This is a genomic window from Nostoc punctiforme PCC 73102 (assembly GCF_000020025.1).
GTDB lineage: Bacteria > Cyanobacteriota > Cyanobacteriia > Cyanobacteriales > Nostocaceae > Nostoc > Nostoc punctiforme.
Map to the genome: position 1 here is coordinate 5,230,262 of NC_010628.1, position 26,147 is coordinate 5,256,408.

Sequence of the window (26,147 nt, forward strand, 5' to 3'; positions counted from 1 at the left end):
CTTATCATAAAGGACTAAATGGCTCTTCCCGATCGCCAAACCTATCTTCGCTCGTAATTGTGCCAGCTATTTATGTCTCATTTTATAAACGACTCCTGAAATCGCAAAGCTCAAGAAGTAGTATTTTCGTCAGGTGCTTCAAACTTATAACCATAGCCGCGTACAGTTTTAATAAACTCTGGTACGCTAGGATCGACTTCCATCTTCTTGCGAAGCTGACCAATATGTACATCAACCACCCGGCCATCTCCTACGTAGTCGCAACCCCAGATTTTCTGGATTAACTGTGGGCGACTCCAAGCTTGATTAGGATGACTTGCCAAAAAATGTAAAATATTAAATTCCAGTGCTGTTAAACCGAGAAGCTTATCGTTTAGTATTACCTCCCGTCCCTCTGGGTTAATTACTAGCTGCTTGAAAATTATCCGTTGTGTTGGTGAAGGGTTGATATAGCGTATCCGCCTCAAAAGAGCTTCTATTCTAACTTCTACTTCTGCAAGACTAAATGGTTTAGTCATGAAATCATCAGCGCCTGCACTCAAGATTTTAATTTTATCAGCCTCATCAGTCCTACTAGTTAGTATCAGTACTAAAACATTAGTACGACTCTGCATTTCTTGACAAAGGCTATAACCATTAACATCCGGCAAATTCCAATCCAGAATTACTAAGGCTGGGTTGAATTGCTCAAACATCGATAAGGCAGTCTTACCATCTGCTGCTGCCTCTATTTGATATTTCCGGCTCAAAAAACGATGAACGAGATTTCTCACGCCGAAGTCGTCATCAACAATCAGAATTTTAGGAGTAGTAGCGGTAATCATAACCATAATGCTGCCTATTGTAGATTGAGCGATTCGCTGTTGTCCCAGTTTTGCTGTCCGTGTTTCTGTTGAGAGTGGATTTACGCGCGTCTCTCCTGAGTACGATCGCTACTGCAGTACTTGTATACAATTAATTTTCCATGAAGCTTATGAAAACTTCAGCCACCGTAATGCTGATAAATTGTATGATTTTATATGATTTTTGTATAATTTTGACTTTACATTGTATAATTATCAAATTTTATACTTAAGACAAGTGTAATGCGAGACAATTTTTATAATCAAAAACAGTCTAGAGAGACACCAGACGCTACGGCAGTTTCCTACAACTTTGGAAAAGCAATGTACTCCCTGGTTAATTAGTGATTCACAAAGACTCACAAACTAAGTCATAAGCCAATTTAGATTCTACCCAATCCTACTTGAACTAACTGGTATCTGTTCCTGAAGGAGGACTACGAAAATTCACTCATCGTGCATTTACATGTAGCTACCCTTCTAAGCATATACTATACTACAAATTTCAGCCTGAGACTATGACAAACCAAGAACTCAGAGCATTACCAGAAGGTATAAGGGCAGCAAAAACAGCTTTAACAGACAAAACTTGGAGTCAGCATAAATTAGCAATAGCTTTAAGCATTACACGTCAACCAGGTTCCAAATTTTTTGCAGGTGAGTCAGTTTCTCGATCTTGTTTTGTGCAAATTTGCCAACAGCTAAACTACATCATCCAAGATTTTCTCAATTGCAGTGTTGAAAATGAATCAACTAAAACTCTGCTGACATAAGGAAAACTGCTGGCTGATTTTACTAGATGGATTAGATGAAGTGCCAACAGAAAAGGCAGAACAATTAACAATCGGACTGATATAACTCCAATAGTAAGGCAAGAGATTGAAGAGAAATTATTGTTAGTGATCGCAGATATTAAAAAGCTACCTAATTTCTATAAAAATAGCTGAATACTTCTAATGTTTAGACGTTTTAGGATAAAACATTTAATAAAATAAAGCTTATTATTCAGAATTTTTTTAAATAAATAAATATCCAAAATAGGATTTTAAAATATTTTATTAAAGATAATATAAACAAAAAGCTCTTTTAATAGTCCAATTTGACTATATTTGCAATGGCTTAAATGGTATAAAATATTTTAATTAGCTACTCTATCTCAAGAGAGATTTTGAATAGATTCAGCCTAGAGAAAGAGTAATTAAATATATTGACTCCGTTAAATTGCTATTAATATCGTCAGCAAGGAATACCTATGGTTAACAATTTAGTAGGCGGCATCATTCCACCACAGCCACCAATAGAAGGACAATCTGATGCTCATGTCTTAAAGTCTCGTTTAGAATGGGGCGAACCAGCTTTTACAATACTGGATGTGCGCGATCGCAACACCTTCAATGAAGGTCACATTATGGGAGCAATGCCCATGCCCATAGATGAATTGGTAGAGCGTGCAGTACCTTCTTTAGATAAGAGTCGTGATATTTACGTTTACGGTGCTAATGAAGAAGAAACTGCTCAAGCCGCGCAACAACTGCGTTCTAATGGATTTGAGCATGTCTCTCAACTGATAGGTGGTCTTGCTGGGTGGAAGGCTATTGGTGGCCCAACAGAAGGGATTGTTGAATCAAAAACTCCCGCAGGTGCAGACGACTACAATATCGTAGATCGGCTAAAGAATCACGAACAAAATCAGCCAAAGGGAGGTACTAGCGCGACGGAAGCCATCAAGAAAGGAGCTAGTAACCTCAAAGACAGCATTCAAGAAGGAGCTAGCAATCTCAAGGAAGGTATTCAAGAGGGAGCTAGCAATATTAAAGAAGGCATTAGCGAATCTAAAGACAGAGATGATTCCAATGTCGGCTCTTAAGTAAAAATAACTGAGAAAATCAGCGATAGACCTCTTGCAGAAATCAAGAATAAAAACCCCACTATACCTTTGAGTTACACCACAGTCTCCCCTGTTTGCTTGCAGGGAGACGCTACAGGTGGGGTGTTAGAGAATTTTCCAAGAGGTCTAATCTTGATTTGGTATGAGCAAAGAGGTCACAATTTACTAGTCGAAAGACAGAAGATTTTGACTTTTAATGCTGGAATACAGCATCAACAAATTTTGCAAGAGACTTCATGAATTACACTTCCAAGGAAAGATGAAAATCTCTCTTGCAATACCCAATACACTTATTTTGAAATAGATTTAGTGGTTGGCCTAATGTTCAAATAAATCCTTAAATTGCAATAAATCTAAAGAAACTATCGTTGGCAAAAATTCAAAACACTCTTGAGCAATTTTCCAGCGTTCTTCTCGTTTGAGCATTTCTGTTAACTTCTGCTGCACACTAAGTAAGTAACGCACATCATTGGCAGCATAACTAAGTTGAGCTTCAGACAAACTAACGGCGTTGCCCCAATCAGAACTTTGAGAGCTTTTATCTAGTTCTACTTTTTCTAACTCTTGTACCACATCTTTGAGTCCGTGGCGATTTGTGTAAGTACGGGCTAACTTACTAGCAATTTTGGTGCAAAACACAGGGCTAACCTGAATCCCCAGATTGGCCCGCAAAGTGGCAATGTCAAAGCGAGCAAAGTGAAACACTTTTACAACATTGGCCGCTTCGAAGAGTTTTTTTAAATTTGGGGCCTCAGTTTGTCCTTTGGCTATGCGAATTACAGTGACTTTCCCTTCTAGGTTGCACAGCTGGACAAGACACAAGCGATCGCGCTGTGGCAATAATCCCATCGTTTCTGTATCAACTGCGATCGCTGTCGATTCTAAATACTGTCCAAGGGCTGCGTCACTGAGATCGCGATCGCTTACCTGAAAATCTTGTAATGTCATGAATTGTTCAAAAATAATAGCAGTGTCCAGCAGATACAAGTCTTGTCAGACACTACATTATTATTGTGCAAAAAATCATAAATTAAATCTACCTAGTGCGAAAAAAGATTTGTGTCAGGTAGACTTCGCCTTGATTATTAGTAGCAACACCAATTCCAGTCAGGTTGTAATTTCCTTTCAGATTCTTTAGATGTCCGGGACTGTTGATCCAACCAGTAACAGCTTCCTCTACGGGGTTGCTATATCCCCGGTTAAAAGCAACATTTTCTGCCGCACTGTTGTAGCGAATAGGGATAGCTTTGACTCGCCCTTCAAATCCCCGATGGCTAAATGGGGTTTTACCCTTAGCCATATTCTGACTATGAATTCTTGCCTGTCGAGTAATATTTGCATTTAGGGTCAACTTTGGCAGTCCTTTAGAAGCCCGATATCGATTAATTTGCTCAAAAACTGATTTTTCTAGCTCAGTAGTTTTAAAAGTAGGAGTCGATATTGCAACCTGACTGGAAAAAAGCGACAACAGCTTATTACGGGTGGATGTATTCGTAGAAGGATGATTTGGTATCGGAACAGTCGTTAATCCACTAGCAAGGACAAGCGCACTTAAAGCGATGCCAAAAGCAGTTTGTCGGAACATGGAGAATTGCGTGATGTGTAGAGATATAAGACTTCTACTCTACCTTATTGTTCCAACGATATATACCACGATACTATTAAGGATTGATGAATTTCGGCAATCTGGCTAAATCCTTTACAAGAAATAGAAAAACTCATTTCCAATTGTCAATATTTCAATAGTTCATTTTCATAAAATCACGGTTATTTTTGCTGAAAATTTCAGATTTTCATGAATTACTAAAAAATAATGTAGTTTCAATTACATTCGTCTATTAAATACTACATGATTCAATATTTAATTTATAGTGGTTCTTAGTTGAGTGCAATACAGACCTAACCCCCAGCCCTTTCCCTTATAGGGAAGGGGAGTAAGACTCAAAGCCTCTCTCCTAAAAGTAGAGAGGTTAAACTGTATTGCTTCCATTCGATAGCCGCTATATAAGACTTACACATCAGGTATGAAATGTCGGGGCATTCATATAGATGCATTCGCGGAGCGTCTCGTAGAGAAGTGGGTTTCCGCAGAGTATTGCCCCTACGGGAAATTAAGGCTTTCACTGCCTTTTTGCATAAGTCCTAATTTAGGAAAAGCTTTTTCCCCAGACTAAAGTCTGGGGAATTTGCGAAAACTTTTATGAGAGAGGTTTTGAATCTTACTCCCCAACGCTACTAGGTAAGGGGTTGCTCTTGTTAGGTCTGTATTTTATGGAATTGAGAACCGCTATATCAGCGAAGGAAAATTTGTGTGAAGTAGACTTTGCCTGCACTATTGGTGGCGACACCAATCCCCGTCTTATTAAAATTGCCTCTGATGTTGGCTAGATGCCCTGGACTTTTGAGCCAGCCTTGAACAGCTCTCGTCGCAGGGTCAGTTGCTCCCATGTTATAAGCAACATTTTCACCAGCAGATGCGTAAGAAATACCGATTGCTTTAATACGCTGTGAAAATCCTGTATGTCCAAAGGGAACTCTCCCACTAGCCATATCCTGACTATGAATCCTAGCTTGATTATCGATGGCAGAATTACGAGTCAGCCTTGGTAGCCCTTGAGAAGTTCTGTAGCTATTAACTTGGTTGAAAACCGATTGCTCTAAAGCAGTAGTGTCGATACTAGATGCTGCAATTTTGAAAGCATCATTTGATATAGATGAAGACACTGGTGTAAAAGTTGAATTTGTTACAGGAGTAGCGATCGCTCCGCTACTGAGGACAATAGTGCCTAAAGCAACGCCGTAGATTGTTCTTTTAATCATGTGCTGAAAGTAAACTTCCAGACAATCTAATCAAACTAATCTAAATGTGACAAATTGCTTATAGGTCTATATATTTCTGTTTATGCTCTTTTTTGTTCAAACGCGACTACAAAACTTTAAAATTCACAATCTTACGAAAAAAGTGCTGTTTATGAAAAATTTCCCTCTACCATTAGGACTATTTTCGCTATTTAAACAGCATAATTTTCTCCACTAAAGCCTCTGTACGGCTAGCTTTGGTTGAGAGTTTCTAACTCTTCCTGCACCACACGTAACACCCGTGCAATATATTCTGCACGCCACAGTTCTCGCTCTTTTGTTACTTTTGCATCTGGTTCGTAAGCTTCGATCTCAGTAGCCGATAAAATACCTTTAACCTCTAGTAACCTTTCAATGGTGTCCAGACGCTCATGCAGCACAGACACCTCGCCAGTCAAAGCCATGACCATCGCTAACAATTTATCGATTTGTGGATTGTCTAAGTAAACAGGTCGTTTACCCTTAGCTATTTTTGTCATCCTAATACCAATTCTCCAAAAGTAAGAATACATACACAAAACAAAGAAACCCAGATAAAATCTGGCTTTCTCAATTACGAATTACGAATTGGTATTTACTTCGTTGCAGCAACAACAAACCAAGTGTTTAGGCTGCCTGAGTTACCATTTTGAAAAAGACCATTAGTTACTTTTGCTTTCCATGCCCCATTAGGGACAAACTTCTCGAATGTCTTATCTGGTGCAAAACCAGCCTCAGTAGCTAGCGTCACCAAATCCAGATCGCGTACTGCACTCCAGAATGGTTCATTGTTGTTAGCGGTTTCCCAATCAAAAATGAACTGGGTATAAACATCTAGATGACGATACAAGGGTGCTTCCAGATGGAGCATGATTCCACCGGGAGCCAGTAGACGATAAGACTCTTGCATGACTTTACGGACGGCTGACGGGGGAATTTCATGCAGCAAAATATGAGAAACCACTAAGTCAAAAGATTCATCTGGAAAGTTAGTATGTTCGGCATTTTGCTGCCAGAAGTGTACCCGTTTGCCTAAAGCTTCGGCTCTTGCATGACCGTAACGCAACATGGGTGCGCCGACATCAATGGCATGGACTTCTGCATCTGGGTAAGCATCTACGTAGGGTAATGTGCTATTACCAACAGAACATCCCATATCAAGAATTTTTCTGGGTCGAAAGTCTGGATACTCTGGCAAAAGGTAGTTTTGGACTATAGATAGCCCCATATCATTATTCAACGGCCCCAACCAACCCAGACCATAAAGGTAAGCGCCGCGATCGTAGGTTGCGCCAGCAGCTACATCACCACCAGTGAATTCACTGTGATATCCTCCAGGCATACAGTGAATGTCTACAGCTTTTTGATAATTAGGTATTTGAAAATTTGGGTCGAGGGTTAAAGTACCCAGTTCACCACCTCGATCCTTGGCACGCTCAATCAACTCTGGCAGTTGTCTGCCAACACTGGTATTTACAGCATCCCATAATATTTCCTGGTGGATGCGCTTGAGGGCACTAGTCCATCGGTAGTAGGATTCATGCTGCATTACTTCCCGAATTTCATGACGATTTTGGGGAGGACGCTGATGTTCCTGTTCAAACTTCGGCTTGGCTAATTTTTCATAAACTACTTTATTGCCAGGAGAAATATTCCTGAAAATGTGCGTTTTCAGACTTTGCACAAAGTTTTGGCGTGCCAACTCGTCATGAGTGGGTTGTGGTAGCATAGCGTGTTGGAATTGTCGATCCATCATTAGCTTCTTCCCAAATAAATATTTTATGTATATTTACGCTGGATCTAATAACTTGGCTACCGTTTGTACATCTTTATCACCGCGTCCAGAGCAGTTAATTACAATTCGGGGACTGCCGCTTAGTTGGGGACATAAGGTTTCGAGATATGCGATCGCATGGGCTGTTTCTAATGCTGGGATAATCCCTTCCAATTTCGATAATCGCTGGAATGCTGCCATTGCCTCTGCATCTGTCACACTATAATATTCAGCGCGACCGGTGTCTTTCAAATAGCTATGTTCTGGCCCCACACCGGGATAATCTAACCCTGCACTAATTGAGTGCGCCTCAATGATCTGCCCATCCTCATCTTGTAATAGATAGCTCATTGCTCCGTGTAATACACCAACTCGCCCTTTTGTCAAGGTTGCTGCGTGTTTTTCGGTATTAACACCTTCTCCGGCTGCTTCAATTCCAATGAACCGGATAGAAGGCTCATTAATAAACTCATAAAATAGTCCCATTGCATTGGAACCACCACCTACACAAGCCAAGAGAATATCAGGCAGTGTACCCCACTTTTCCATTGCTTGGGTGCGAGTTTCTTGCCCGATTACTGCATGGAAATCACGTACCATCATCGGGTAGGGATGGGGACCTGCTACTGAACCAAGGATGTAGTGAGTTGTTTCCACATTTGTTACCCAATCGCGGATTGCTTCAGAAGTGGCATCTTTCAGGGTTCCAGTTCCCGCTTCCACCGGACGCACTTCTGCCCCCATCAACCGCATTCTGAAAACATTTAAAGATTGGCGTTCCATATCATGAACGCCCATATAAATTACGCATTCCAGCCCAAAACGAGCGCAAACTGTGGCTGTAGCAACTCCATGTTGTCCAGCACCAGTTTCGGCAATAATCCGTTGCTTACCCATGCGTTTCGCTAACAAAACCTGACCAAGGGCATTATTGATTTTGTGAGCGCCGGTATGATTTAAATCTTCACGCTTTAAGTAAACTTGTGGCCCAGTGCGATCGGGTCGCGCATAATGAGCAGTCAGGCGTTCCGCGAAATACAATGGTGTGGCGCGTCCCACATAGTCTCGTAACAACTGCTGTAATTCTGCTTGAAAACCAGGTTCATTGCGGTATTGCTGATAAGCTGTTTCTAATTCAGCAAGGGCAGGCATTAGCGTTTCAGGTACATACTTACCGCCGAAGCGTCCAAAGCGACCTAACGCATCGGGAACCTGAGCAGTTGAACTTGGAGAGAGGGGAGTGGTAGTCACAGGCTGTTTTCGATGACGGAAATGACTTAATTATTATAGAAAAGTCTGGGACATATCTGGGGTATACCTAGGGATGAGGTAGAAAAACAATTCCCAATTCCTGGCAATGGATTTGTAATGTTAGTCTAGAAATTGATATCCCAGCAGAATGGTTGCGTAGAAGTTTCCACTGCCTTTGCCTTTGAAATTTTTCTTAAACATTTATTTTATGTCTTCTTCCAATTCTAAATCTTCTGACAAAAGCTTCGTCTACCGCGAATTTGGTAACGACAACTCCGCCGCCACAGAAAGACCAATTCCAGAACTACCCCCACAACAACAAAATCTTAAAGTACAAGCTTCCCGCAAAGGACGCAAAGGCAAAACTGTCACAGTGATTAGCGGTTTTCAAGCTAAACCAGAAACCTTGGCAGATTTAGTGAAGCAGTTGAAAACCCAGTGTGGGACAGGTGGGACACTTAAAGATAACGAAATTGAAATTCAGGGCGAACACAAACAGAAAATTGTCGAGATTTTGACCAAGCTAGGTTATAAAGCCAAAATTAGTGGTGGCTAATTTTGAGTGCGGTTTACCGCATCTTAACTGTTACCTCGATTGAGAAATGGAATGTTATCTTTGATAAAGTACAAATATGCTTGAACGGTGGTGGATTACTTCGCTAACAAGCTATTTTTAGTGAGATAAACAGGAGGTTTAAATGGATTTAGTTCGGATTTTGTGTGCCATTTTCGTGCCGCCTTTGGGAGTTTTTTTACAAGTAGGTTTTGGTATAGACTTTTGGATTAATATAGTTCTGACGCTTTTTGGTTACATTCCTGGAATTATTCATGCAGTATGGATAATTGCTAAGAAATAATTCTTTGTACGAGTAGATTGGGTGTAACCATTTCTACAGAGGCAATTAATCAATTGCCTCTACAAAAAGATTTTTAAGTTGGATGTCTGCATGGGTATATCACAATACTATATTTCTTTTACTTAAAAAACTCTAAAGACACGATCAATCATGTCGATAAAGTATTAATCTCTGTGGCAGTCAATCCCAAATTAGCTCTCATTTTTTAACATCGCATAGAGTCTAAACTCTAGAAGCAAAGGGCAGATGTGTAACTGCCATTGCACAGTTGAGACATTCAAATCTTTGATTAAGCCAGTGCGTATATCTAGTACCCAACCATGAACCATAGGCGCTTTTCGCTCATAAAGTGCCTGACGCATGATAGAAGTTTGGTAGAGATTTTTCACTTGCGCCACTACATTTATTTCTGCCAAACGATTCAGACGTTCTTCTCTGGTTGGTAAGGCATCAATTTCTTCTTGTTTGTGTAAATACAGTTCCCGAATCGGATTTACCCAGTTATCCAGTATTCCGATGGTTCTCCCTTCTAAAGCAGCTTTAATTCCTCCGCAGTCGTAGTGACCACAAACGATAATATGTTCCACCTTAAGATGTAAAATTGCGTATTCTAAAACGGCTAAAAAGTTAATATCCGTTAGAGAAACTTGATTCGCAATATTACGATGAACAAATAATTCTCCTGGTTCTGTACGAGTAAGGTTTGTTAAGGGTAAACGACTATCAGAACACCCGATGTATAGAAAAGGTGGTGTTTGTCCCTTAGATAATTCTTGAAAGTAAGTTGGATCTATAGCTAATTTCTCTGCAACCCAAGCCTGATTATTTCTGAAGAGTTCATCAATGCTGTTATATTTCATCTTTCGTCAAATTCGGGAGATAATCTCATAAATATTTTAGCTGAATTACAGTTTCCGCTAAATCAGTATGAACTTGTTGCAATCTAAAATTTGAGAAAGATGACAGTCTTTTTCTACATACAGCATTAATATAATTATTGTATAAATTGTAAACAGACGATTTAGAATTTAGAGAGAAAATTACTATGTATAACTTTAGGTAAATAGCTAAATAAAGTAAAATTTACATCACCAAAAATCTGATTATTGAGACTGCCAATTTCAACCCCTCATCTAGCATCTATAAGATATTTTTGCAAAGTAAAAAAAGTTCTATAAACATAATTACTTTAAATGACACCCCAAACTGTGCATTTGAGTCAAGGAAGTGCGGCGTAACTTTTAAGTGCTATCTCTTTAATACACAGAGACATTTATTTCCTGATAACAGTAAACTATCTTAACAAAGATGCCAAATTTGAGATATTCAGTTATCAGCTTCAATCGGGGGCAACAACTTTGCTCGCGTTATGATGGTTGATTGACCAACGGTGATCGACAGTTACAGAGGAAAATTCGCAAATTTCTTCTAGTCGTTTTTGTTGTACCGCAGCTTTACGGAGAGTAATAATTAGTTGATTTACCTGATGTCGTAAATCTGGATTATCATTTACTGCTAACATAGTTTGTCTTTCTAAAAGTTGAAGTATAAGTTCGTAGTGAATAGGTGAAGGTAAAGGAATTTGCTCCATGAAGTTTAATTTTGATTTCATATTTGGAATTTTGTCTTAGTCAAATTTTATCTCTCGTACATAAATTGTTACATAAGAAATAACTAGTTACTTATGGCTTTGATTTGATTAGCGATGAAGATTTGGCAAAGATATTGATAATAGTTGACAGCAAAGTGCTGCGTGTCTACGCATAGTATGCCCTGCACTAAGAGGTACAGGGGAAGTTTTTATTTCAGAAATTTTTCGGTAATATACTGGCGATCGCAGCGCCGGGATCGGGTTGTTTTACCAAAGACTCTCCAATGAGTACAGCAGATGCACCTGCTGTAAGCACTAAACTCAAATTATCTGGGTTGTGTAGTCCTGATTCGCTGACAACAAGGATGTTTTTCTCCTGCAATTGGCTACCCCTTGCAGCTAAAAGTTGGCAAGTAGTTTGCAAGTCAACTGAGAAATCTTCCAAATTGCGATTATTGATTCCTACTAAGGAGACCCCATCCAAGGCTAACACACGGTCAAGTTCTGCCAAGCTATGGACTTCAATCAAAGCTGCCATTTTCAAGTTGTTAGCAATTTTGAGGAAGTATTTCAAATCTTGATCGCCCAGGATAGCCGCAATCAACAAAATAGCATCTGCACCGTGAATCCGCGCCAAGTATATTTGGTAAGCATAAATGATAAACTCTTTGCATAATAGGGGCAAATCTACGGCAGCCCGAATCTTAGCTAAGTTTTCAAAACTACCTTGAAAGAACTTGACATCGGTTAGCACGGAAAGACAACTAGCACCACCTTGCTGATAAGATTGAGCGATCGCTACTGGGTCAAAATCTTCTCGGAAAACGCCTTTACTTGGTGAAGCTTTTTTAACTTCGGCAATTAACGCTGGCTTCGTCTTGCCTTGGCGCAAAGCGGCAACAAAATCACGGGTTGGCGGCGCAGTCAGTACCTGCTTTCGCAATTCTTGCAAAGGAACCTTTTCCCGCATCAGGTCATATTCTACTTCTTTTTGCCAGACAATTTCTTCTAAGATATTGTTTGGCGCTGAATCAGGTACGGCGGCCTGGTAACGTAACATGGATACAGCAATAGCTGGATTAGGGGAACGACGACGGATTTGCATAATTGGGGAATGGGGAATGGGAAATGGGGAATGGGGAATGGGGATTGGGGACTGGGGAAGAATTCTTCTCAATTCCCAGTACCTAATCCCTAATCCCTAAATTGCGATCGCTCGTTTATAAGCTTCGTCTAGAACTTCCGAGAGTGTCGGGTGGGCGTGAACTAGATGTGCGAGGCTTTGGACGGATTGACGGTTTGCAATCGCGGCTGACGCTTCATGAATTAAGTCTGAGGCGTGCAGCCCGAAAATGTGAACGCCTAAGACTTCTCCGGTGTCTTTGCGATATATCACTTTGGCAATACCGTCGGCTTCATTTTCTGCCAACGCTTTGGAATTCCCTTTGAAGTAACTCCGACTTGTGGCGATTTCAAACCCTTCGGTTTGTCCCAATTCCTTCGCTGCGGTTTCTGTTAAACCTACATAGCTAACTTCTGGGTGGGTAAAAGCTGCTGCAGGGATGCTGCGATAGTCTACTATTCTTTCCCTCCCAACTATATTTTCTACCGCGATGATGCCCTGAGCAGAAGCCGCATGTGCTAACATCATCTTCCCATTAGCATCGCCAATTGCCCAGACATTTGGTACTACTTCACCAGCTGATAGCACTGCCATGCGATCGTCAACTGGGATAAAATTCCGCCGATCGAGTTCTATACCCACAGACTCTAAACCAAGATTTTTGGTCGCTGGAATGCGTCCTGTAGCCACTAAGCAAGCATCTACTTCGATGACATCTACATCTTCTTTGGTTTTGAAATTTGCTAATTCAATTACCACTGGTGAACCAGGGGTGACTTTTTTGGCGTATATCCCCACTTTCGTTTCAATATCACGGGGAGTAATCAGCACCCGTTCGGCAAGTTTGGCAATATCGCGGTCAAATCCTGGCATTAACTGATCTAGGGCTTCAATCAAGGTGATTTCACAACCCAAAGCTGAGTAAACATCAGAAAATTCCAAGCCAATGTAACCACTGCCAATAATCGCCACCCAGTCTGGTAGAGACTCTAACTTCACACCTTGGTCGCTAGTAAAGACAGTTTTGCCGTCTACTTCAATTCCTGGAGGTACAAAAGGAATTGAACCAGGCGAAAGGATGATGTCTTTGGCTGTGATAATTTTTTCGGCACCGTCTCCGGTTACAGCAACTTTTTGTGCCCCAGCGATTTTTCCCCAACCCCTGATAATATCGACTCCTAGACGTTTGAGACTGTTGGTTAAATCCCCTTGAATTTTCGAGACGAGATTATTAGCATGATTAGCGATCGCTTGGCGATCGAATTCCACGCTACCAATTTGAATTCCCAGCGATTTGAGGTGGTGGGCATTGCGTAACTCCCGCACACGTCCAGATGCCGCCAGTAGCGCTTTAGAAGGAATACAACCCCGATTAACACAGGTTCCTCCCATATCACCAGCTTCAATAATCGCTGTTTTTAAACCACAACTTACGGCGTGTAAGGCTGCGCCATGTCCGCCTACACCAGCGCCGATAATGACTAAATCGTAATCAAATCCTTGACTCACGTTAGGTTCCCCGTCTGCTTCGCCTATTTATTCTCAACTTGACCGACAATCAGCGCAACCCCTTTAACAGTTATCAGTTATCAACGATCAGTTTTTTTGCTGGGTTTAAGCCCCAGCACATAGTTATTCAGTGAACACTGGAAACTGCTAACTGATTTAAATCCCCTACCATCCGCCTGATAACTATTTACTGATTTAACGTTCGGGTGTTGCTAACTTCAATTATGATTCACTGACTTCGGGCGAAAAGATGGATGTTTTCAGTAATTATAGTCAAATCTAGATACTTATTTTAAAGGGAATGGGAAATGGGGAATGGGGAATGAGGTTCTCAGATAGATGAACGGAGTTCTGAGGTGGATGAATCAGTCTCTAATTTCCAATTCCCAATTCCCAATAACTTTACAGCACCATCGCCTAACACCTAAGCTGGATTTAGGATTCATCCAGAGGATTTACACAGGCGATCGCTCGATGTCTATTCCCCAAATTACTGAATTTACTATCCGCCGTCATGCCAACACCAAATCTTTCCAACGCGGCGAGGCATACTATGAGGCTGGTGCTGTTCATACTGTTACCCAACGTGGTCATCTGCTTCAAGCGGAAGTTGCAGGTACTGAAGCAAGACCTTATCATGTCAATTTGAGTTTCGATAGCAGTGGGTTAACCTCAGCAAACTGCACCTGTGCCTACAACTTTGACGGGTGGTGCAAACACATTATCGCCACGATGCTTGTCTGTGTGCGTGATTCAGAAAGTATTGAACAGCGCCCCACCCTAGAACAACTACTCAATCGCCTGGATAATATCCAAACTCAAAGGCTACTGCAAGAGTTGGTAAAAGAATACCCACTACTAATTGAGGCGATTGACCGTCATGTAGGTTGGATGACGAATCCTATTGTCGAGCAAACAAGCATAAAACCCTTGCGCCACCGTAGTATTGATCCGGCTCCCTTTCGGCGGCAAGTCCGGCAAATTATCCGGGATGCTGTGCGCTACTTTGAGGAAGGGGGTGAAGAAGACCCGATTGCCGAAGAATTGGTGAGTGTGGTGCAAACTGCGGTAGCTTTTAGTGAACGAGGAGAGGGTGAAAATGCGATCGCTATTTTAGAAGCGATTACCTTTACTTGTGTGGAAAATTGGGACGACATTGCAGATTACGGTGCTGAAAATGATGAAATTGTCGGGGAATTAAATGAAGCTTGGTGTGAAGCAATTCTGACTGCTGAACTTACCCCAGAAGAAAAAGTTGATATTCAAATAAATTTGGAAGCTTGGCAAGATGAGTGGAATGCTGATTTTGGCCTAGTGATGGAAGCTTTACGGCAAGGTTGGGATTATCCGCCCCTAGTGCAAGTTCTCCAAGGTAATATTACCGAAAGGGGAGCTTGGGAAGAAGACGTGCCAGACTATGCAGATGATTTGGCACTAATTCGGCTAAAAATTCTTGAGCGTCAAGAACGTTACCAAGAATACCTATATTTAGCAGAAGCAGAAGGACAAACCCAGCAGTATCTCACAATGTTAGGGCGTTTGGGCAGAGTAGAAGAAGCAGTTGATGCTGCTCAAACCCAGATGAACTCAATAGAAGAGGCGTTTGCCCTAGCGAAAGCACTCAGCGAACAGGGGGCGTTACAGCAATCACTAGATATAGCCCAGAGTGGGTTAAATTTACCAGGGAATTGTCAGTACGAATTAGGAATTTGGACAAGTGATTTAGCTGTTGAGTTGGGTAATAGTGAAGCTGCTTTATTAGCAATTAAGGCGGCTTTTCAAGTCAAGCCCTCCTTTGTTGACTACGAAAAGATGGCAGAATTAGCTGGGGAAAACTGGGAAACTGTCAAAACAGACCTGTTGAGAATTATTCGTACTTATAGTGGTTGGGGAACAGAATCAGCCAAGGTAGATATATTCTTGCATGAGGGGCTAATTGATGATGCAATTGCGATCGCTAGTGAACTCAGTTCTTATTATTCAGAATTGATTCATCGCGTCATGAATGCCGCTATCCCTCACAATCCTACTTGGGTGATTGCTAATGCGCGTCGCCGTGCCGAAAAGATTATGGATGGAGGTAAGGCAGAATATTACTACTATGCGGTTGAATGGTTAAAAAAAGTCCGTGCCGCCTACTTGGAATCTGGCAAGAAAGCTGACTGGTTAAGCTATCGGGAAAGCTTAATGCAAACCCACGCTCGTAAACGTAAATTGATGGGAATGTTGCAGCAAAAGGATATGGAGTAAAAACTATTATTTTTAAGCTTTCATTTGATGGGTTGTAGAGACGCAAAGTTTTACATCTCTAGAAAGCTTTGATGTAATTAATAGCTTTCCCCATTAATTCTGATGATTTAGTAGTAAGCGCTACCCTGTGGGAACATTGCGCGAACATGTGCTTAAAAATCTAGGAATAAAGTCCCGATCAGCCCTTTTAAATCATGAGACAAACCACTAAGTCTATTTCTGCCGCAGCAATAGATAATTCCAATATGTCTTCTTGCTGATGCAGATTGAACACCATCAATGCTTTGAAGTTTACAATCACCAAATTCTTTAGCTTTTAAATTGAGATTTGCCCAAGAAATCAACTTTAAAGGCAAAAGATGAAGTAAGATTCACATCTGAAGCAGTTTCCGTATAATTCCATAGTTACTGATAAAAAATAGTCCAGTGCGATGATTAATAAATATCCTCAGAATCTTATAGCGTCCCAATTACCACTGAGTATGCTTGTATTACTCAGCAGCATACCTTGTAGTCAACTGAAAGCTCAGGCTGTTGATACTACACAATTACCAACTAGTACTTTCATTCTTTCACAACAACAACTCCCACCACCACAAGATTTACAACCACCTGTACCTTCGCCAGTTCCCTCACCTGAACTGCCTCAGCCACTTCCCCCACCAGCAGAACTATTTCCCCCCTCTGCCCCAACTCCCACACCTGATGAACCACTACCTGGTAAGTTTCCTCAAACTATTGTTGTTGAACGGTTTGAAGTTCTTGGTAGCACAGTTTTCAGTCCCGAAGAGTTAGCCCTCGCCACTGCTGAATTTACCAAACGACCAATCTCGCTGGCTGAAGTGTATCAAGCACGTTCTAAAATTACCGATCTATACGTCAGAAATGGTTATATTACCTCTGGTGCATACATACCGCCCCAAACAATCCAATCCGGTGTTGTAAAAATTCAGGTGGTTGAAGGTAAATTAGAAGATATTCAAGTAACTGGAACTCGGCGGTTGAATCCGAATTATGTCCGCAGCCGCCTAGCAATAGCTACATCACCGCCTCTGAATCGGCAGCGTCTACTAGAAGCACTACAACTTTTGCAACTGAATCCTTTGATTCAAAACGTTTCTGCTGAACTCTCTGCAGGATCGCGGACTGGTTCGAGTCTTTTGGAAGTCAAGGTTAGTGAGGCGAAAACCTTTAGTAGCCAGATAGTTCTTGATAATGGGCGATCGCCTAGCGTTGGCAGTTTTCGCCGCCGATTACAATTAAATGAAGCCAACTTATTAGGATTGGGGGATTCTCTAGGTGTCGCTTACACTAATACCGATGGTAGCAACTCCCTTGATGCGAACTATACATTACCACTCAATCCCCGCAATGGCACACTGACTTTTAACTATGGCACTACGTCGAGTAATGTTATTGAACCTCCTTTCAACGTTTTAGATATCGAATCGGCTTCTCGCTATTACGAAGTAACATTCCGCCAGCCCATAATTCAAACTCCTACGCAAGAATTCGCCCTTGGGTTGACAGCCTCTCGCCGCGAAAGTGAAGCTTCTTATATCGATATAGAGCGAATACCTTTCCCTGGTTTAGGCGCTGATGATGAGGGACGTACCAAGGTATCTGCATTCCGATTTTTTCAAGAATGGACGAGTCGTAACAGCCGTGAAGTCATCGCCCTCCGCTCTCAATTTAGTTTGGGTATAGATATCTTGAGTCCCACGATTAATCAAAATGCTCCCGATAGCCGTTTTTTTGCTTGGCAAGGGCAAGCGCAGTGGGTACGTCTTTTAGCTCCTGAAACCTTAATGTTACTGCGTTTAAATACGCAACTAGCATCTAGAACACTTCTACCTATAGAGCAATTTGGCTTAGGTGGGCAGGATAGCGTTCGGGGCTACCGCCAAGATTACCTGCTGACAGATAATGCCACTTTTGTCTCTGCGGAAGTTCAAGTACCAATTCTGCGCTTACCTAAAATAGATAGCACGTTACAGGTTGTTCCCTTTGTAGATTTTGGTGTTGGTTGGAATAGTTCGGATAGAGAGAATCCCAACCCTAATACTTTAGCTTCTGTTGGTCTGGGGTTGCGTTGGTCACAGAGCGATCGCTTTACTGTTCGTCTTGATTGGGGCGTTCCTTTAATATCAGTTGAATCAAATGAGAGAACATTACAAGAAAACGGTCTGTATTTTAGTTTACTGTATAATCCTTTTTAAAATTTAGGTGTTAGAAACAGTTTATTCTTCTTACCTCATCTACAATAGGCTTCTGTAACGAGACGCTACGCATAGCTTGCTTCGACCTAGGAGTACACTAACGGGGGGTTCCCGCCATTAAAAACTAAAAATCAGACGGTTATTCATATAATTCGGAGTTTCTTTACCACTCAGAATAAAAACCCGTAAATATACTATATATTCTATTCAGTGTTTGATTTTATTCTGGGTATCCTAAGAAAGACAAGATTGGGCTGAATAGACGAAGGGACAAAGCTGATAACTTATCTCTGGGACTTCCAGTTAAAAATTTCTCAACCAACGATCGTGGTTGTAGGGTGTGTTATCGCGATAAGGTAACGCAACTGTTATCTGTAGGTGGTGACAAATTTTATGAAGCAAGTTTTGCTAGAAGTTAAGACTTTCAGATCGTATTTCTGGGAGTTGTATTTTTCAGACTAATACAAAAATATATGAGAATTTGAGGAAGAGCCATGTTAGGAAATGAGCGGGAAAAAATACGCCATCTGTTGGTCATCAAAGACCTGCGAGGGCGGAGAACTGTCCCCCTGCGAGAGGCTACTTATTCTCTGGGGCGGCATCCTGCAAATACCATTGTCTTGGTTTCCCGGTCAGTATCAATGCAACACGCAATTTTGTTGCGAGTAACTGTTCCAGAGACTGACCAATATGGCTTCCAAATTATTGATGGCAACTTCAAGGGTAAAGGAAGTACTAATGGCTTATTTATAAATGGTACTAAAGCCTTTTCTCATAATCTTAGAAATGGAGATACCATTGACTTTGGCAGTCATCAAGCTCAGGCTAAATATTATGCTATTTCCAACATTTCAGAAGAAGTATTTTCTGAATCTTTTGATGTTGAAGACTTATCTGGCTTCCTATCAGAGCAAGCCAGTCCTGCAAATCCTTTTCAAACCCTAGCTATCGATCCCAGCTTGGAAGCAGCTAGTGAGTCTGCCTTAGCTCGTCTAGCATCTTTCCCTGAACTCATCCCCAATCCAATTGTTGAGATGGATTTTGAGGGAATAGTTACTTATATCAATCCTGCTGCTACTCTCAAGTTTCCCAAACTTAGGGAAGTTGGCACAGAACACCCAATATTAGCAGGACTCCTGAGTACGGTTAAAAATTTAGAAAAAAATTCTTTTGTGCGGGAGGTGGAAGTAGATACAGAAGTTTTTGAACAATCCGTTCTCTACCTTCCTCAAAGTGATTTAATTAGAACTTTTATTATTAGGGATATTACAGAGCAAAAACAAGCTACAGCCGAATTGCGTCAGCGCGATCGCTTGCTGCAAGCAGTTGCAGAAGCCGCTAATTATTTGCTGGGGGAAATGAATTACGAAACTGGTATTGAGCAAGCTTTAGCTATACTGGGCGAAGCTGCCAAGGCAGATCGTGCTTATCTTTTTCAGAACCATCCCCATCCTGCTACAGGGGAAATAGCAGTCAGTTTGCGGTTTGAATGGACGCAATCTTTAATTAAATCTACCCACCACCATTGGCAGAATCAGGTTTATCAAGGTTCTGGATTAGCCCGTTGGTATACTGTTCTCCGTAGCGGCCAGTCAATTAGCGGACTCACCCAAAAATTTCCGATCGCCGAACAAGAATTCCTCATTAGAGATGGCATTCAATCCCTTCTTCTGGTTCCTCTCCGCTTGGAGAATGAGTGCTGGGGCTATCTTGGCTTGGCAGACTGCACCTTTGAGCGTCATTGGTCAAAGCACGAAGAATCTACACTTTTGACAATGGCCGCTAGTATCATTGGTGCCCGGCAACGTCAGCAAGTAGAAGAAAAGATTCGCTATCAAGCCCTCCATGACATGCTGACAGGCTTGCCCAATCGCCTACTATTTAACGAACTGCTTAGTAAAACTCTGCCCAATGCCACTCGCAATAGCGAAAGTTTAGCTGTGATCTTTCTCGACTTGGATCGCTTCAAAGTGATTAATGACACCCTGGGGCATACCTTGGGAGACCAGTTGTTAAAAAACGTCGCTCAAAGATTACAAGATTTACTCAGAGGGGGAGACACTATAGCCCGTTGGGGAGGCGATGAGTTTACTATCTTACTCCCACGAGTTACTGATATTGAAGAAGTAACGCAAGTGGCGTACAGAATTTTACAAACCTTAGAAGATCCTTTTTATCTCCAAGGGCATGAACTTTATGTGACTGCGAGCCTCGGTATTGCGTTGCTTGATAACAACAGTCCTGATGCCGAAACACTAATCCAGCACGCGGATGCCGCTTTATACTATGCCAAAGACAAAGGGCGGAATAACTATCAATTTTACAGTGTTTCTCTGAGCGCCAAGAATCCCGAACTTCTGACTTTAGAAAAGAGTTTGCGCTATGCCCTAGAACGTGAAGAATTTACGGTGTTCTATCAACCTCGTGTGAACATTGGCACAGGAGAAATTACTGGTATGGAGGCTCTGTTGCGTTGGCAGCACCCAGAAATGGGATTGGTAGCACCCAGTGTCTTCATTCCCCTCGCCGAAGAAAGCGGATTAATTATCGCCATCGGCGAATGGGTGCTACGGACAGCCTGTATGCAAAATAAAACCTGGCAAGATTCAGGATTGCCACCTATAACTATGGCTGTCAATCTTTCTCTAAAGCAGTTCCGCCAACCCAAATTGGTGGAGATTATAACCAGAGTTTTAGAGCAAACGGGTCTAGATGCCCACTTTTTAGAATTAGAAATTATGGAAACCACAGCCATTGAGGACTTGGGTTTTACCAGAACGGTGTTAGAGGAGCTAAAGCAGATGGGTGTTAACATCTCCATTGATGACTTTGGTACGGGTCACTCTTCGCTCTCGCGCCTACAGCTTTTGCCACTCCACAATCTCAAAATAGATCAGTCTTTCATGAGGGATTTGCAGCCGGATTCCAAAGTAGCTCATATTATTCAGGCCATAGTTACCTTGGGACACAGCTTGGGATTGAAGTTGACAGCCGAAGGGGTGGAAACAGCAGAGCAATTGGAGTTCTTGAAATCTATCAACTGTGAAGAGGTACAGGGCTATTTCTTCTACCGCCCACTTCCTGAACAGAAAGCAACAGAAATCCTCGAGAGTAAACGACCAATCATCTAGTACAAGGAAAAACTGTTTGTACCAGTAACGATACAATAGCATTCATCATAATTCGTAATCCCTAATTGAATAGGGGTTGATACCCCCGTTCCTATAAACAGCTTGTTTTATGTCTGGGGTAAAATTCAGTCACAAAACATAATTACGAATTACGAATTGTTTATTGTCCTGCTGCCGACTTTTTTCGTCTTATGCTGCCAGTCATTTATTCCGACGAATTTTTAGATCACAAGACTGGAAAATACCATCCCGAAAAACCAGAACGTTTAACTGCGATCGCAAATGCCCTAAAAGCAGCTACATTCGCAGATAAAATTGACTGGCGATCGCCCACAGCAGTATCAGAACAGCCATTACTGATGTCTATGTTGGTTAAAGCTCATAGCCCAGCCTACATCAAAAAACTTTGGCAAATCGCTTCTAGTGGCGGCGGCCCTTTGGATGGAGATACGCCAGTTTCTCCACGCAGTTATGATGTGGCATTGTTGGCAGTTAGTGCATGGCTAGATGGTGTTGAGGCTGTGTTAAAGTCGGCTAATCCAGCTTTTGTATTAGCACGTCCCCCAGGACATCATGCAGAAAGTGATGCTGGGATGGGCTTTTGCCTATTTTCTAATGCTGCGATCGCCGCTTTCTTTGCCCTCGAACAACCCGGAATTAACCGCGTCGCCATTCTCGATTGGGATGTGCATCACGGTAATGGTACTCAGGCGATCGTTGAAACTGAAGCACGTATCGCCTACTGTTCCCTACATCAATATCCATGTTATCCGGGTACTGGGAGAGCCACAGAACGCGGCTTTCATAATAATGTATTAAATTTACCAGTACCTCCTGGTAGTGATATTGCAGTATATCAGCCACTATTTGAAAGGCAAGTCATACCGTTTTTAGCCAACTTTCAAGCGGATTTATTGATTGTGAGTGCTGGTTATGATGGCAATGCCGACGATCCTTTAGCAAGTATCAATTTGCAGCCAGAAGATTATGCTTTATTTACTAATTATTGTCTAGGGCTAACTCGTAAAATTTTGTTTGGTTTAGAAGGTGGTTACGATTTTGATACTCTTTCTCAATCAGTTGTAGCGACAATTGAATCCTGTCTACTTTAAATTTTCTTGTTCCCCTGATTACCGAACAAAAGTTCACAAAAATCAAGCAGGCAAAGGTTTCCTGAACTGAAGAGTTGGGGAGAAGTCTCTCCCCCTTTTCTTCCTTCAAGGATAAGTTTTTTAGCATGTCGAAAATAGTTGAGAAAATTCTCAAGTGTTTAACGTAGTTTGGTCGTTTCAGGATTTAAGCATCGGGTGAAATAGTTAAAAAATGACCAAATACAAAATATCTACCCTTTTAAGCCCTTTTCTTCCTTGTTTCTTGTTCATGCCCTATACTTAATGCACTTTTTTCTCAAGTTCATCAAATCTTCAGAAATAAAAATTTTGAATGGGGTTCTGAAAGAGCTAAAGTTTTGTTAAGATGCAATTGCTAGCAGTTTCTCAGCGAAATTCACCTATCAGGGGTGGAGAAATAAAAAGTACTAGCAGCACAAATTTCAAAGGTGAAGCAATGACCACCTATATTTTTTTCGGTGAAGCCCTACGGATGTTGACTAATGCCTATTTGATATCAGCAGTACTGTTAATAGCAGCTTCTGGTATAGGTTTAGCGGTAATTGAAACAATAGAAAAGGCAGGAGAACGCTAAGTTTACAGATGGCAATTGTAGTTATTGCCAAAAACCATTGGGTGCAAGTGTTCGCCGTGGATAAATCTTGGGAATACTAAAGCATGAAAGTCTCATAGCGTTACTAGTCTTACCTGTAAATCTACCAAAATACAGGTAACTGTAGCGCTATTGAGACTCTAGCCAAGGAGTTACTACAGATGAATCTATTCAACGCTGTTTTGGGTACAGAAAACCAAACCCAAGGAGCACTCAATTCAGCGGAAGCTTTTGCTGTTATTGTCTTGGCGGCAACAGCTTCAGACGGTTATCTTTCTGTTGAGCAAGCAAATTCTATCACTTTTGTGCTGTCTCGGATGAAACTTTTTAAAGGTTATCCTCATGAGATGATGAATAGGCTGTTTGACCAAATATTGGGCGTTATCAAGGGGGATGGTTTTAACGCTTTATTTGATGCAGCAAAGGATTCTCTATCTCAGGACTTGCGGGAATCAGCCTTTGCAGTAGCTACTGATTTAGTCTTAGCTGAAGGTGTTGTCGCTGAAGAAGAAAAAAGCTTCTTAAACGATCTATATCAAGCTTTAGGCATTTCTCGTGAGATAGCACTACAAATCATGCAAGTAATCTTAATTAAAAACCGGGTATAGCAAAATAAAGCATCTGCTTAATTAAACTATATAAATAGCTTCTAAAAAAAGGCGTGCCAAAGGACTTAAGCTTCTTTGGCACTATTTTTGGTGTTATTGTGAATAGACTTAAATTTGGGGCTTTTTCGAGAAGTCGCAAATCTTGTTGTTAAATGCAGTAGTGTGTCATAATTCGATTTTATAATTTTGAACAATAAAATTGTAAATTACTTATGCGTTGTTCTGCCACCCTATCCCAACTGGTTGAAGTTCTTTTGGCCAGTCCAATAAACTTATCTGAAACTGCTTTAACACAAGTAAGTTGCGGTATACAAACAGATAGCCGTACCCTGAAGCTGGGTGAAGTATTTGTCGCTTTGCGAGGCGATAAATTTGATGGACACAAATTTGTGCCAACTGCGATCGCAAAGGGTGCAATAGCTGCAATTGTCGATTTTGAATACGAAAATCCCGGTTTTCCGGTGTTACGGGTAAAAGATACTTTAAAGGCATATCAACAAATTGGCAGATGGTGGCGCGATCGCTTTAATATTCCTGTAATTGGTGTAACAGGTTCTGTGGGTAAAACAACAACCAAAGAATTGATTGCCGCAGTTTTAGGAACAAAGGGGCAAGTTCACAAAACTTATGGAAATTACAACAACGAAATTGGTGTTCCGAAAACTCTCTTAGAACTTGGCGCAGAAAATGACTACGCTGTGATTGAAATGGCGATGCGGGGTAGGGGACAAATCGCCGAACTGACACAAATAGCACGTCCCACAATTGGAGTAATTACCAATGTGGGGACAGCACATATTGAATTACTGGGTTCGGAAGAAGCTATCGCTGAGGCAAAATGTGAGTTGTTAGCTGAAATGGCTGCTGATAGTGTGGCAATTATCAACCACGATAATCCTTTATTAATGGCCACGGCGGCGAAAGTTTGGCACGGAGAAGTTTTAACTTACGGCTTTTCTGGTGGGGATATTCAAGGGCAGTTACTTGATAACGACCAGATGGAAGTTGCAGGAATCCAATTGCCTTTACCGCTACCTGGTCGTCACAATGCGACTAATTTCTTAGCAGCTTTAGCTGTGGCAAAGGTTTTGGGGATTGATTGGTCAAACCTTAAAGCAGGTGTAGAGGTGGATATGCCCACGGGACGATCGCAGCGATTTACCTTACCCAATGATGTGATAATCTTAGATGAAACTTATAATGCTGCACCAGAAGCTATGATTGCATCGTTGCAGTTATTAGCAGACACACCCGGAAAGCGGAAGATTGCCGTATTGGGTGCAATGAAAGAATTAGGAGAGCGATCGCAGCAGTTGCACCAGCGAGTTGGAGAAACAGTACGAAAGTTGAATTTAGACGGTTTATTGGTTTTGGTGGATGGAGAAGATGCCGAAGCGATGGCTCTTAGTGCCGAAGGTATCCCATCGGAATGCTTTGCAACTCATGCCGAGTTAGTGGCTAGGTTGAAGACATTTGTGCAAACAGGCGATCGTTTATTGTTCAAAGCCGCCCATTCCGTGGGATTAGATCGGGTTGTCAATCAGTTACGTGCAGAATTTAGCCGATGAATCTCCCGCTAGAAACCCAACGTCTCATACTGCGAGACTTTGTAGAATCAGATTGGCTAGCGGTTCATCAATACGCTAGCGATGATGAAGTTGTGCGTTATTTGACTTTTGGCCCTAATAGCGAAGAAGATACCAAAAACTTTTTGCAAAGAGAAATTTCATTACAAGGAGAAGAACCCCGTCAACATTTTGCCTTAGCAGTGACTTTAAAAACCCAACAGCAATTAATTGGTGTCTGTCACATATCCGTTACGGATATTGATAATAAAACAGGCTCTATTGGATACTGTTTTACTAAGGAATTTTGGGGACAAGGATATGCAACAGAGGCTGTAAAAGCAGTTGTGTCGTTTGGTTTTCAGGAGTTAGGCTTACATCGCATCTTTGCGACTTGTCATCCAGAAAACATAGCTTCAGCACGAGTTATGCAAAAAATTGGAATGCAGCAAGAAGGATATTTGCGAGAACACCATTGGATTAAGGGACAATGGAGAGACTCTTGGCTATATGCCATCCTTGAGCATGAATGGAGAAGTCTAGATTTCAGACGTTGTTGGAAAGGCTAGGGCTGTTACTGTAACGTCTTTGATAAAGAATTGCTCCCAAATTAGTCACCAAACACGTGATTGCTAGCCACAGCAAGATATAAGTAGGAGCCATCACCACGCCAATCATGAACCAAGTATATACGTGCAGGATCATTACAGAAGCGAAAAAGCTGGCAATTCCAGCAGATTGCCACACTTGATGTGATGGGCGACGTAAGGCTACCAGACCCATTGTTAAAATTGTGACAAGCAAATTCGCTGGGACGAGAAACGCACAAATACTTATGCAGTTACCACGAGAGAACTCTACTAAGGTGTTAAAATCGAGCATTAATGTTGTTGGGATAGATGTTAGCTTTTTAAGAACTTAATTTATTTTAAAATAACTAAATTTACATTAACAGGTGAGTGAGTAATCACATTGCAAA

At 41.5% G+C, this 26,147-nt stretch carries 23 protein-coding genes and 1 pseudogene; 12 read left to right on the forward strand and 12 right to left on the reverse strand.

Annotated elements, in window-relative coordinates; genetic code table 11:
• Positions 1-110: 110 nt before the first annotated feature.
• A complete protein-coding gene (locus tag NPUN_RS21020; RefSeq protein ID WP_012410510.1) occupies positions 111-830 on the reverse strand; it encodes a response regulator transcription factor in 720 nt (239 codons plus the stop codon).
• Positions 831-1,360: 530 nt separating this feature from the next.
• On the opposite strand from NPUN_RS21020, the gene NPUN_RS21025 reads away from it, so the two are divergent.
• Both NPUN_RS21025 and NPUN_RS21030 read left to right on the forward strand, forming a co-directional pair.
• Complete coding sequence (locus tag NPUN_RS21025; protein ID WP_041565541.1) at positions 1,361-1,615, forward strand: hypothetical protein; 255 nt, start codon at positions 1,361-1,363, stop codon at positions 1,613-1,615.
• A 479-nt stretch (positions 1,616-2,094) separates the two neighbouring features.
• Positions 2,095-2,541 (forward strand): annotated as a pseudogene (locus NPUN_RS21030) (rhodanese-like domain-containing protein); the annotation flags it as partial.
• 507 nt (positions 2,542-3,048) lie between these two features.
• Here the strand turns inward: NPUN_RS21030 and NPUN_RS21040 are convergent.
• The 6 genes from NPUN_RS21040 to trpB form a co-directional block, all read right to left on the reverse strand.
• Entirely contained in the window at positions 3,049-3,678 is a 630-nt protein-coding gene (locus tag NPUN_RS21040; RefSeq protein ID WP_012410512.1) for a ribonuclease H-like domain-containing protein, read from the reverse strand.
• Positions 3,679-3,766: 88 nt separating this feature from the next.
• Positions 3,767-4,315 carry a CAP domain-containing protein gene (locus tag NPUN_RS21045; RefSeq protein WP_012410513.1) on the reverse strand — a complete coding sequence of 183 codons (549 nt, stop codon included), beginning with the start codon at positions 4,313-4,315 and terminating at the stop codon, positions 3,767-3,769.
• Between the two features lie 707 nt (positions 4,316-5,022).
• On the reverse strand, positions 5,023-5,550 hold the full coding sequence (locus NPUN_RS21050) for a CAP domain-containing protein (RefSeq protein WP_012410514.1): 528 nt from the start codon (positions 5,548-5,550) through the stop codon (positions 5,023-5,025).
• A gap of 230 nt (positions 5,551-5,780) precedes the next feature.
• Positions 5,781-6,068, reverse strand: coding sequence for a hypothetical protein (locus NPUN_RS21055; protein WP_041565543.1), 288 nt, complete (start codon positions 6,066-6,068; stop codon positions 5,781-5,783).
• A 95-nt stretch (positions 6,069-6,163) separates the two neighbouring features.
• The gene (locus tag NPUN_RS21060) at positions 6,164-7,324 is read right to left on the reverse strand and encodes a class I SAM-dependent methyltransferase (RefSeq protein WP_012410516.1); all 1,161 of its coding nucleotides are present in this window, start codon (positions 7,322-7,324) and stop codon (positions 6,164-6,166) included.
• Between the two features lie 33 nt (positions 7,325-7,357).
• The gene (gene trpB / locus NPUN_RS21065) at positions 7,358-8,593 is read right to left on the reverse strand and encodes a tryptophan synthase subunit beta (protein ID WP_012410517.1); all 1,236 of its coding nucleotides are present in this window, start codon (positions 8,591-8,593) and stop codon (positions 7,358-7,360) included.
• Between the two features lie 208 nt (positions 8,594-8,801).
• Here trpB and NPUN_RS21070 point away from each other — a divergent pair, with 208 nt between their 5' ends.
• Positions 8,802-9,149: a translation initiation factor gene (locus tag NPUN_RS21070; RefSeq protein ID WP_012410518.1), complete on the forward strand. Its 348-nt coding sequence runs from the start codon at positions 8,802-8,804 to the stop codon at positions 9,147-9,149.
• Positions 9,150-9,291: 142 nt separating this feature from the next.
• Positions 9,292-9,450, forward strand: a complete 159-nt coding sequence (locus tag NPUN_RS39315; protein ID WP_012410519.1) for a YqaE/Pmp3 family membrane protein — start codon at positions 9,292-9,294, stop codon at positions 9,448-9,450.
• A gap of 191 nt (positions 9,451-9,641) precedes the next feature.
• On the opposite strand, the gene NPUN_RS21080 is transcribed toward NPUN_RS39315, so the two are convergent.
• The 4 genes from NPUN_RS21080 to lpdA all read right to left on the reverse strand — a co-directional run bounded on the left by NPUN_RS21080 (position 9,642) and on the right by lpdA (position 13,673).
• The gene (locus NPUN_RS21080) at positions 9,642-10,310 is read right to left on the reverse strand and encodes a carbonic anhydrase (protein WP_012410520.1); all 669 of its coding nucleotides are present in this window, start codon (positions 10,308-10,310) and stop codon (positions 9,642-9,644) included.
• 479 nt (positions 10,311-10,789) lie between these two features.
• Complete coding sequence (locus NPUN_RS21085; protein ID WP_041566335.1) at positions 10,790-11,041, reverse strand: DUF5340 domain-containing protein; 252 nt, start codon at positions 11,039-11,041, stop codon at positions 10,790-10,792.
• 214 nt (positions 11,042-11,255) lie between these two features.
• Positions 11,256-12,146: an indole-3-glycerol phosphate synthase TrpC gene (trpC, locus tag NPUN_RS21090; RefSeq protein ID WP_012410522.1), complete on the reverse strand. Its 891-nt coding sequence runs from the start codon at positions 12,144-12,146 to the stop codon at positions 11,256-11,258.
• Between the two features lie 96 nt (positions 12,147-12,242).
• On the reverse strand, positions 12,243-13,673 hold the full coding sequence (lpdA, locus tag NPUN_RS21095) for a dihydrolipoyl dehydrogenase (RefSeq protein ID WP_012410523.1): 1,431 nt from the start codon (positions 13,671-13,673) through the stop codon (positions 12,243-12,245).
• 474 nt (positions 13,674-14,147) lie between these two features.
• On the opposite strand from lpdA, the gene NPUN_RS21100 reads away from it, so the two are divergent.
• The 8 genes from NPUN_RS21100 (at position 14,148) to NPUN_RS21135 (ending at position 25,737) form a co-directional block, all read left to right on the forward strand.
• Entirely contained in the window at positions 14,148-15,923 is a 1,776-nt protein-coding gene (locus tag NPUN_RS21100; RefSeq protein ID WP_148220442.1) for an SWIM zinc finger family protein, read from the forward strand.
• A 431-nt stretch (positions 15,924-16,354) separates the two neighbouring features.
• Positions 16,355-18,142, forward strand: a complete 1,788-nt coding sequence (locus NPUN_RS21105; RefSeq protein WP_012410525.1) for a ShlB/FhaC/HecB family hemolysin secretion/activation protein — start codon at positions 16,355-16,357, stop codon at positions 18,140-18,142.
• Positions 18,143-18,636: 494 nt separating this feature from the next.
• The gene (locus NPUN_RS21110) at positions 18,637-21,273 is read left to right on the forward strand and encodes an EAL domain-containing protein (protein WP_012410526.1); all 2,637 of its coding nucleotides are present in this window, start codon (positions 18,637-18,639) and stop codon (positions 21,271-21,273) included.
• Positions 21,274-21,464: 191 nt separating this feature from the next.
• Positions 21,465-22,385: a histone deacetylase family protein gene (locus NPUN_RS21115; protein WP_012410527.1), complete on the forward strand. Its 921-nt coding sequence runs from the start codon at positions 21,465-21,467 to the stop codon at positions 22,383-22,385.
• A gap of 454 nt (positions 22,386-22,839) precedes the next feature.
• Positions 22,840-22,977: a hypothetical protein gene (locus tag NPUN_RS42060; protein WP_041566338.1), complete on the forward strand. Its 138-nt coding sequence runs from the start codon at positions 22,840-22,842 to the stop codon at positions 22,975-22,977.
• A gap of 179 nt (positions 22,978-23,156) precedes the next feature.
• Positions 23,157-23,603, forward strand: coding sequence for a tellurite resistance TerB family protein (locus tag NPUN_RS21125; protein ID WP_012410528.1), 447 nt, complete (start codon positions 23,157-23,159; stop codon positions 23,601-23,603).
• A gap of 212 nt (positions 23,604-23,815) precedes the next feature.
• Positions 23,816-25,171, forward strand: coding sequence for a UDP-N-acetylmuramoyl-tripeptide--D-alanyl-D-alanine ligase (locus tag NPUN_RS21130; protein WP_012410529.1), 1,356 nt, complete (start codon positions 23,816-23,818; stop codon positions 25,169-25,171).
• Positions 25,168-25,737, forward strand: coding sequence for a GNAT family N-acetyltransferase (locus NPUN_RS21135; RefSeq protein WP_012410530.1), 570 nt, complete (start codon positions 25,168-25,170; stop codon positions 25,735-25,737). Before NPUN_RS21130 ends, NPUN_RS21135 begins: the two co-directional genes overlap by 4 nt.
• Here the strand turns inward: NPUN_RS21135 and NPUN_RS39320 are convergent.
• Positions 25,715-26,050, reverse strand: a complete 336-nt coding sequence (locus NPUN_RS39320; RefSeq protein ID WP_012410531.1) for a hypothetical protein — start codon at positions 26,048-26,050, stop codon at positions 25,715-25,717. The genes NPUN_RS21135 and NPUN_RS39320 overlap by 23 nt on opposite strands.
• Between the last annotated feature and the right edge of the window lie 97 nt (positions 26,051-26,147).

What these genes read in the sequence shown, in the direction of transcription:
- NPUN_RS21020 (WP_012410510.1), bottom strand. Translation starts at nt 830, where the DNA reads ATGGTTATGATTACCGCTACTACTCCTAAAATTCTGATTGTTGATGAC.
- NPUN_RS21025 (WP_041565541.1), top strand. Translation starts at nt 1,361, where the DNA reads ATGACAAACCAAGAACTCAGAGCATTACCAGAAGGTATAAGGGCAGCA.
- NPUN_RS21040 (WP_012410512.1), bottom strand. Translation starts at nt 3,678, where the DNA reads ATGACATTACAAGATTTTCAGGTAAGCGATCGCGATCTCAGTGACGCA.
- NPUN_RS21045 (WP_012410513.1), bottom strand. Translation starts at nt 4,315, where the DNA reads ATGTTCCGACAAACTGCTTTTGGCATCGCTTTAAGTGCGCTTGTCCTT.
- NPUN_RS21050 (WP_012410514.1), bottom strand. Translation starts at nt 5,550, where the DNA reads ATGATTAAAAGAACAATCTACGGCGTTGCTTTAGGCACTATTGTCCTC.
- NPUN_RS21055 (WP_041565543.1), bottom strand. Translation starts at nt 6,068, where the DNA reads ATGACAAAAATAGCTAAGGGTAAACGACCTGTTTACTTAGACAATCCA.
- NPUN_RS21060 (WP_012410516.1), bottom strand. Translation starts at nt 7,324, where the DNA reads ATGATGGATCGACAATTCCAACACGCTATGCTACCACAACCCACTCAT.
- NPUN_RS21070 (WP_012410518.1), top strand. Translation starts at nt 8,802, where the DNA reads ATGTCTTCTTCCAATTCTAAATCTTCTGACAAAAGCTTCGTCTACCGC.
- NPUN_RS39315 (WP_012410519.1), top strand. Translation starts at nt 9,292, where the DNA reads ATGGATTTAGTTCGGATTTTGTGTGCCATTTTCGTGCCGCCTTTGGGA.
- NPUN_RS21080 (WP_012410520.1), bottom strand. Translation starts at nt 10,310, where the DNA reads ATGAAATATAACAGCATTGATGAACTCTTCAGAAATAATCAGGCTTGG.
- NPUN_RS21085 (WP_041566335.1), bottom strand. Translation starts at nt 11,041, where the DNA reads ATGGAGCAAATTCCTTTACCTTCACCTATTCACTACGAACTTATACTT.
- trpC (WP_012410522.1), bottom strand. Translation starts at nt 12,146, where the DNA reads ATGCAAATCCGTCGTCGTTCCCCTAATCCAGCTATTGCTGTATCCATG.
- NPUN_RS21100 (WP_148220442.1), top strand. Translation starts at nt 14,148, where the DNA reads ATGTCTATTCCCCAAATTACTGAATTTACTATCCGCCGTCATGCCAAC.
- NPUN_RS21105 (WP_012410525.1), top strand. Translation starts at nt 16,355, where the DNA reads ATGATTAATAAATATCCTCAGAATCTTATAGCGTCCCAATTACCACTG.
- NPUN_RS21110 (WP_012410526.1), top strand. Translation starts at nt 18,637, where the DNA reads ATGTTAGGAAATGAGCGGGAAAAAATACGCCATCTGTTGGTCATCAAA.
- NPUN_RS21115 (WP_012410527.1), top strand. Translation starts at nt 21,465, where the DNA reads ATGCTGCCAGTCATTTATTCCGACGAATTTTTAGATCACAAGACTGGA.
- NPUN_RS42060 (WP_041566338.1), top strand. Translation starts at nt 22,840, where the DNA reads ATGACCACCTATATTTTTTTCGGTGAAGCCCTACGGATGTTGACTAAT.
- NPUN_RS21125 (WP_012410528.1), top strand. Translation starts at nt 23,157, where the DNA reads ATGAATCTATTCAACGCTGTTTTGGGTACAGAAAACCAAACCCAAGGA.
- NPUN_RS21130 (WP_012410529.1), top strand. Translation starts at nt 23,816, where the DNA reads ATGCGTTGTTCTGCCACCCTATCCCAACTGGTTGAAGTTCTTTTGGCC.
- NPUN_RS21135 (WP_012410530.1), top strand. Translation starts at nt 25,168, where the DNA reads ATGAATCTCCCGCTAGAAACCCAACGTCTCATACTGCGAGACTTTGTA.
- NPUN_RS39320 (WP_012410531.1), bottom strand. Translation starts at nt 26,050, where the DNA reads ATGCTCGATTTTAACACCTTAGTAGAGTTCTCTCGTGGTAACTGCATA.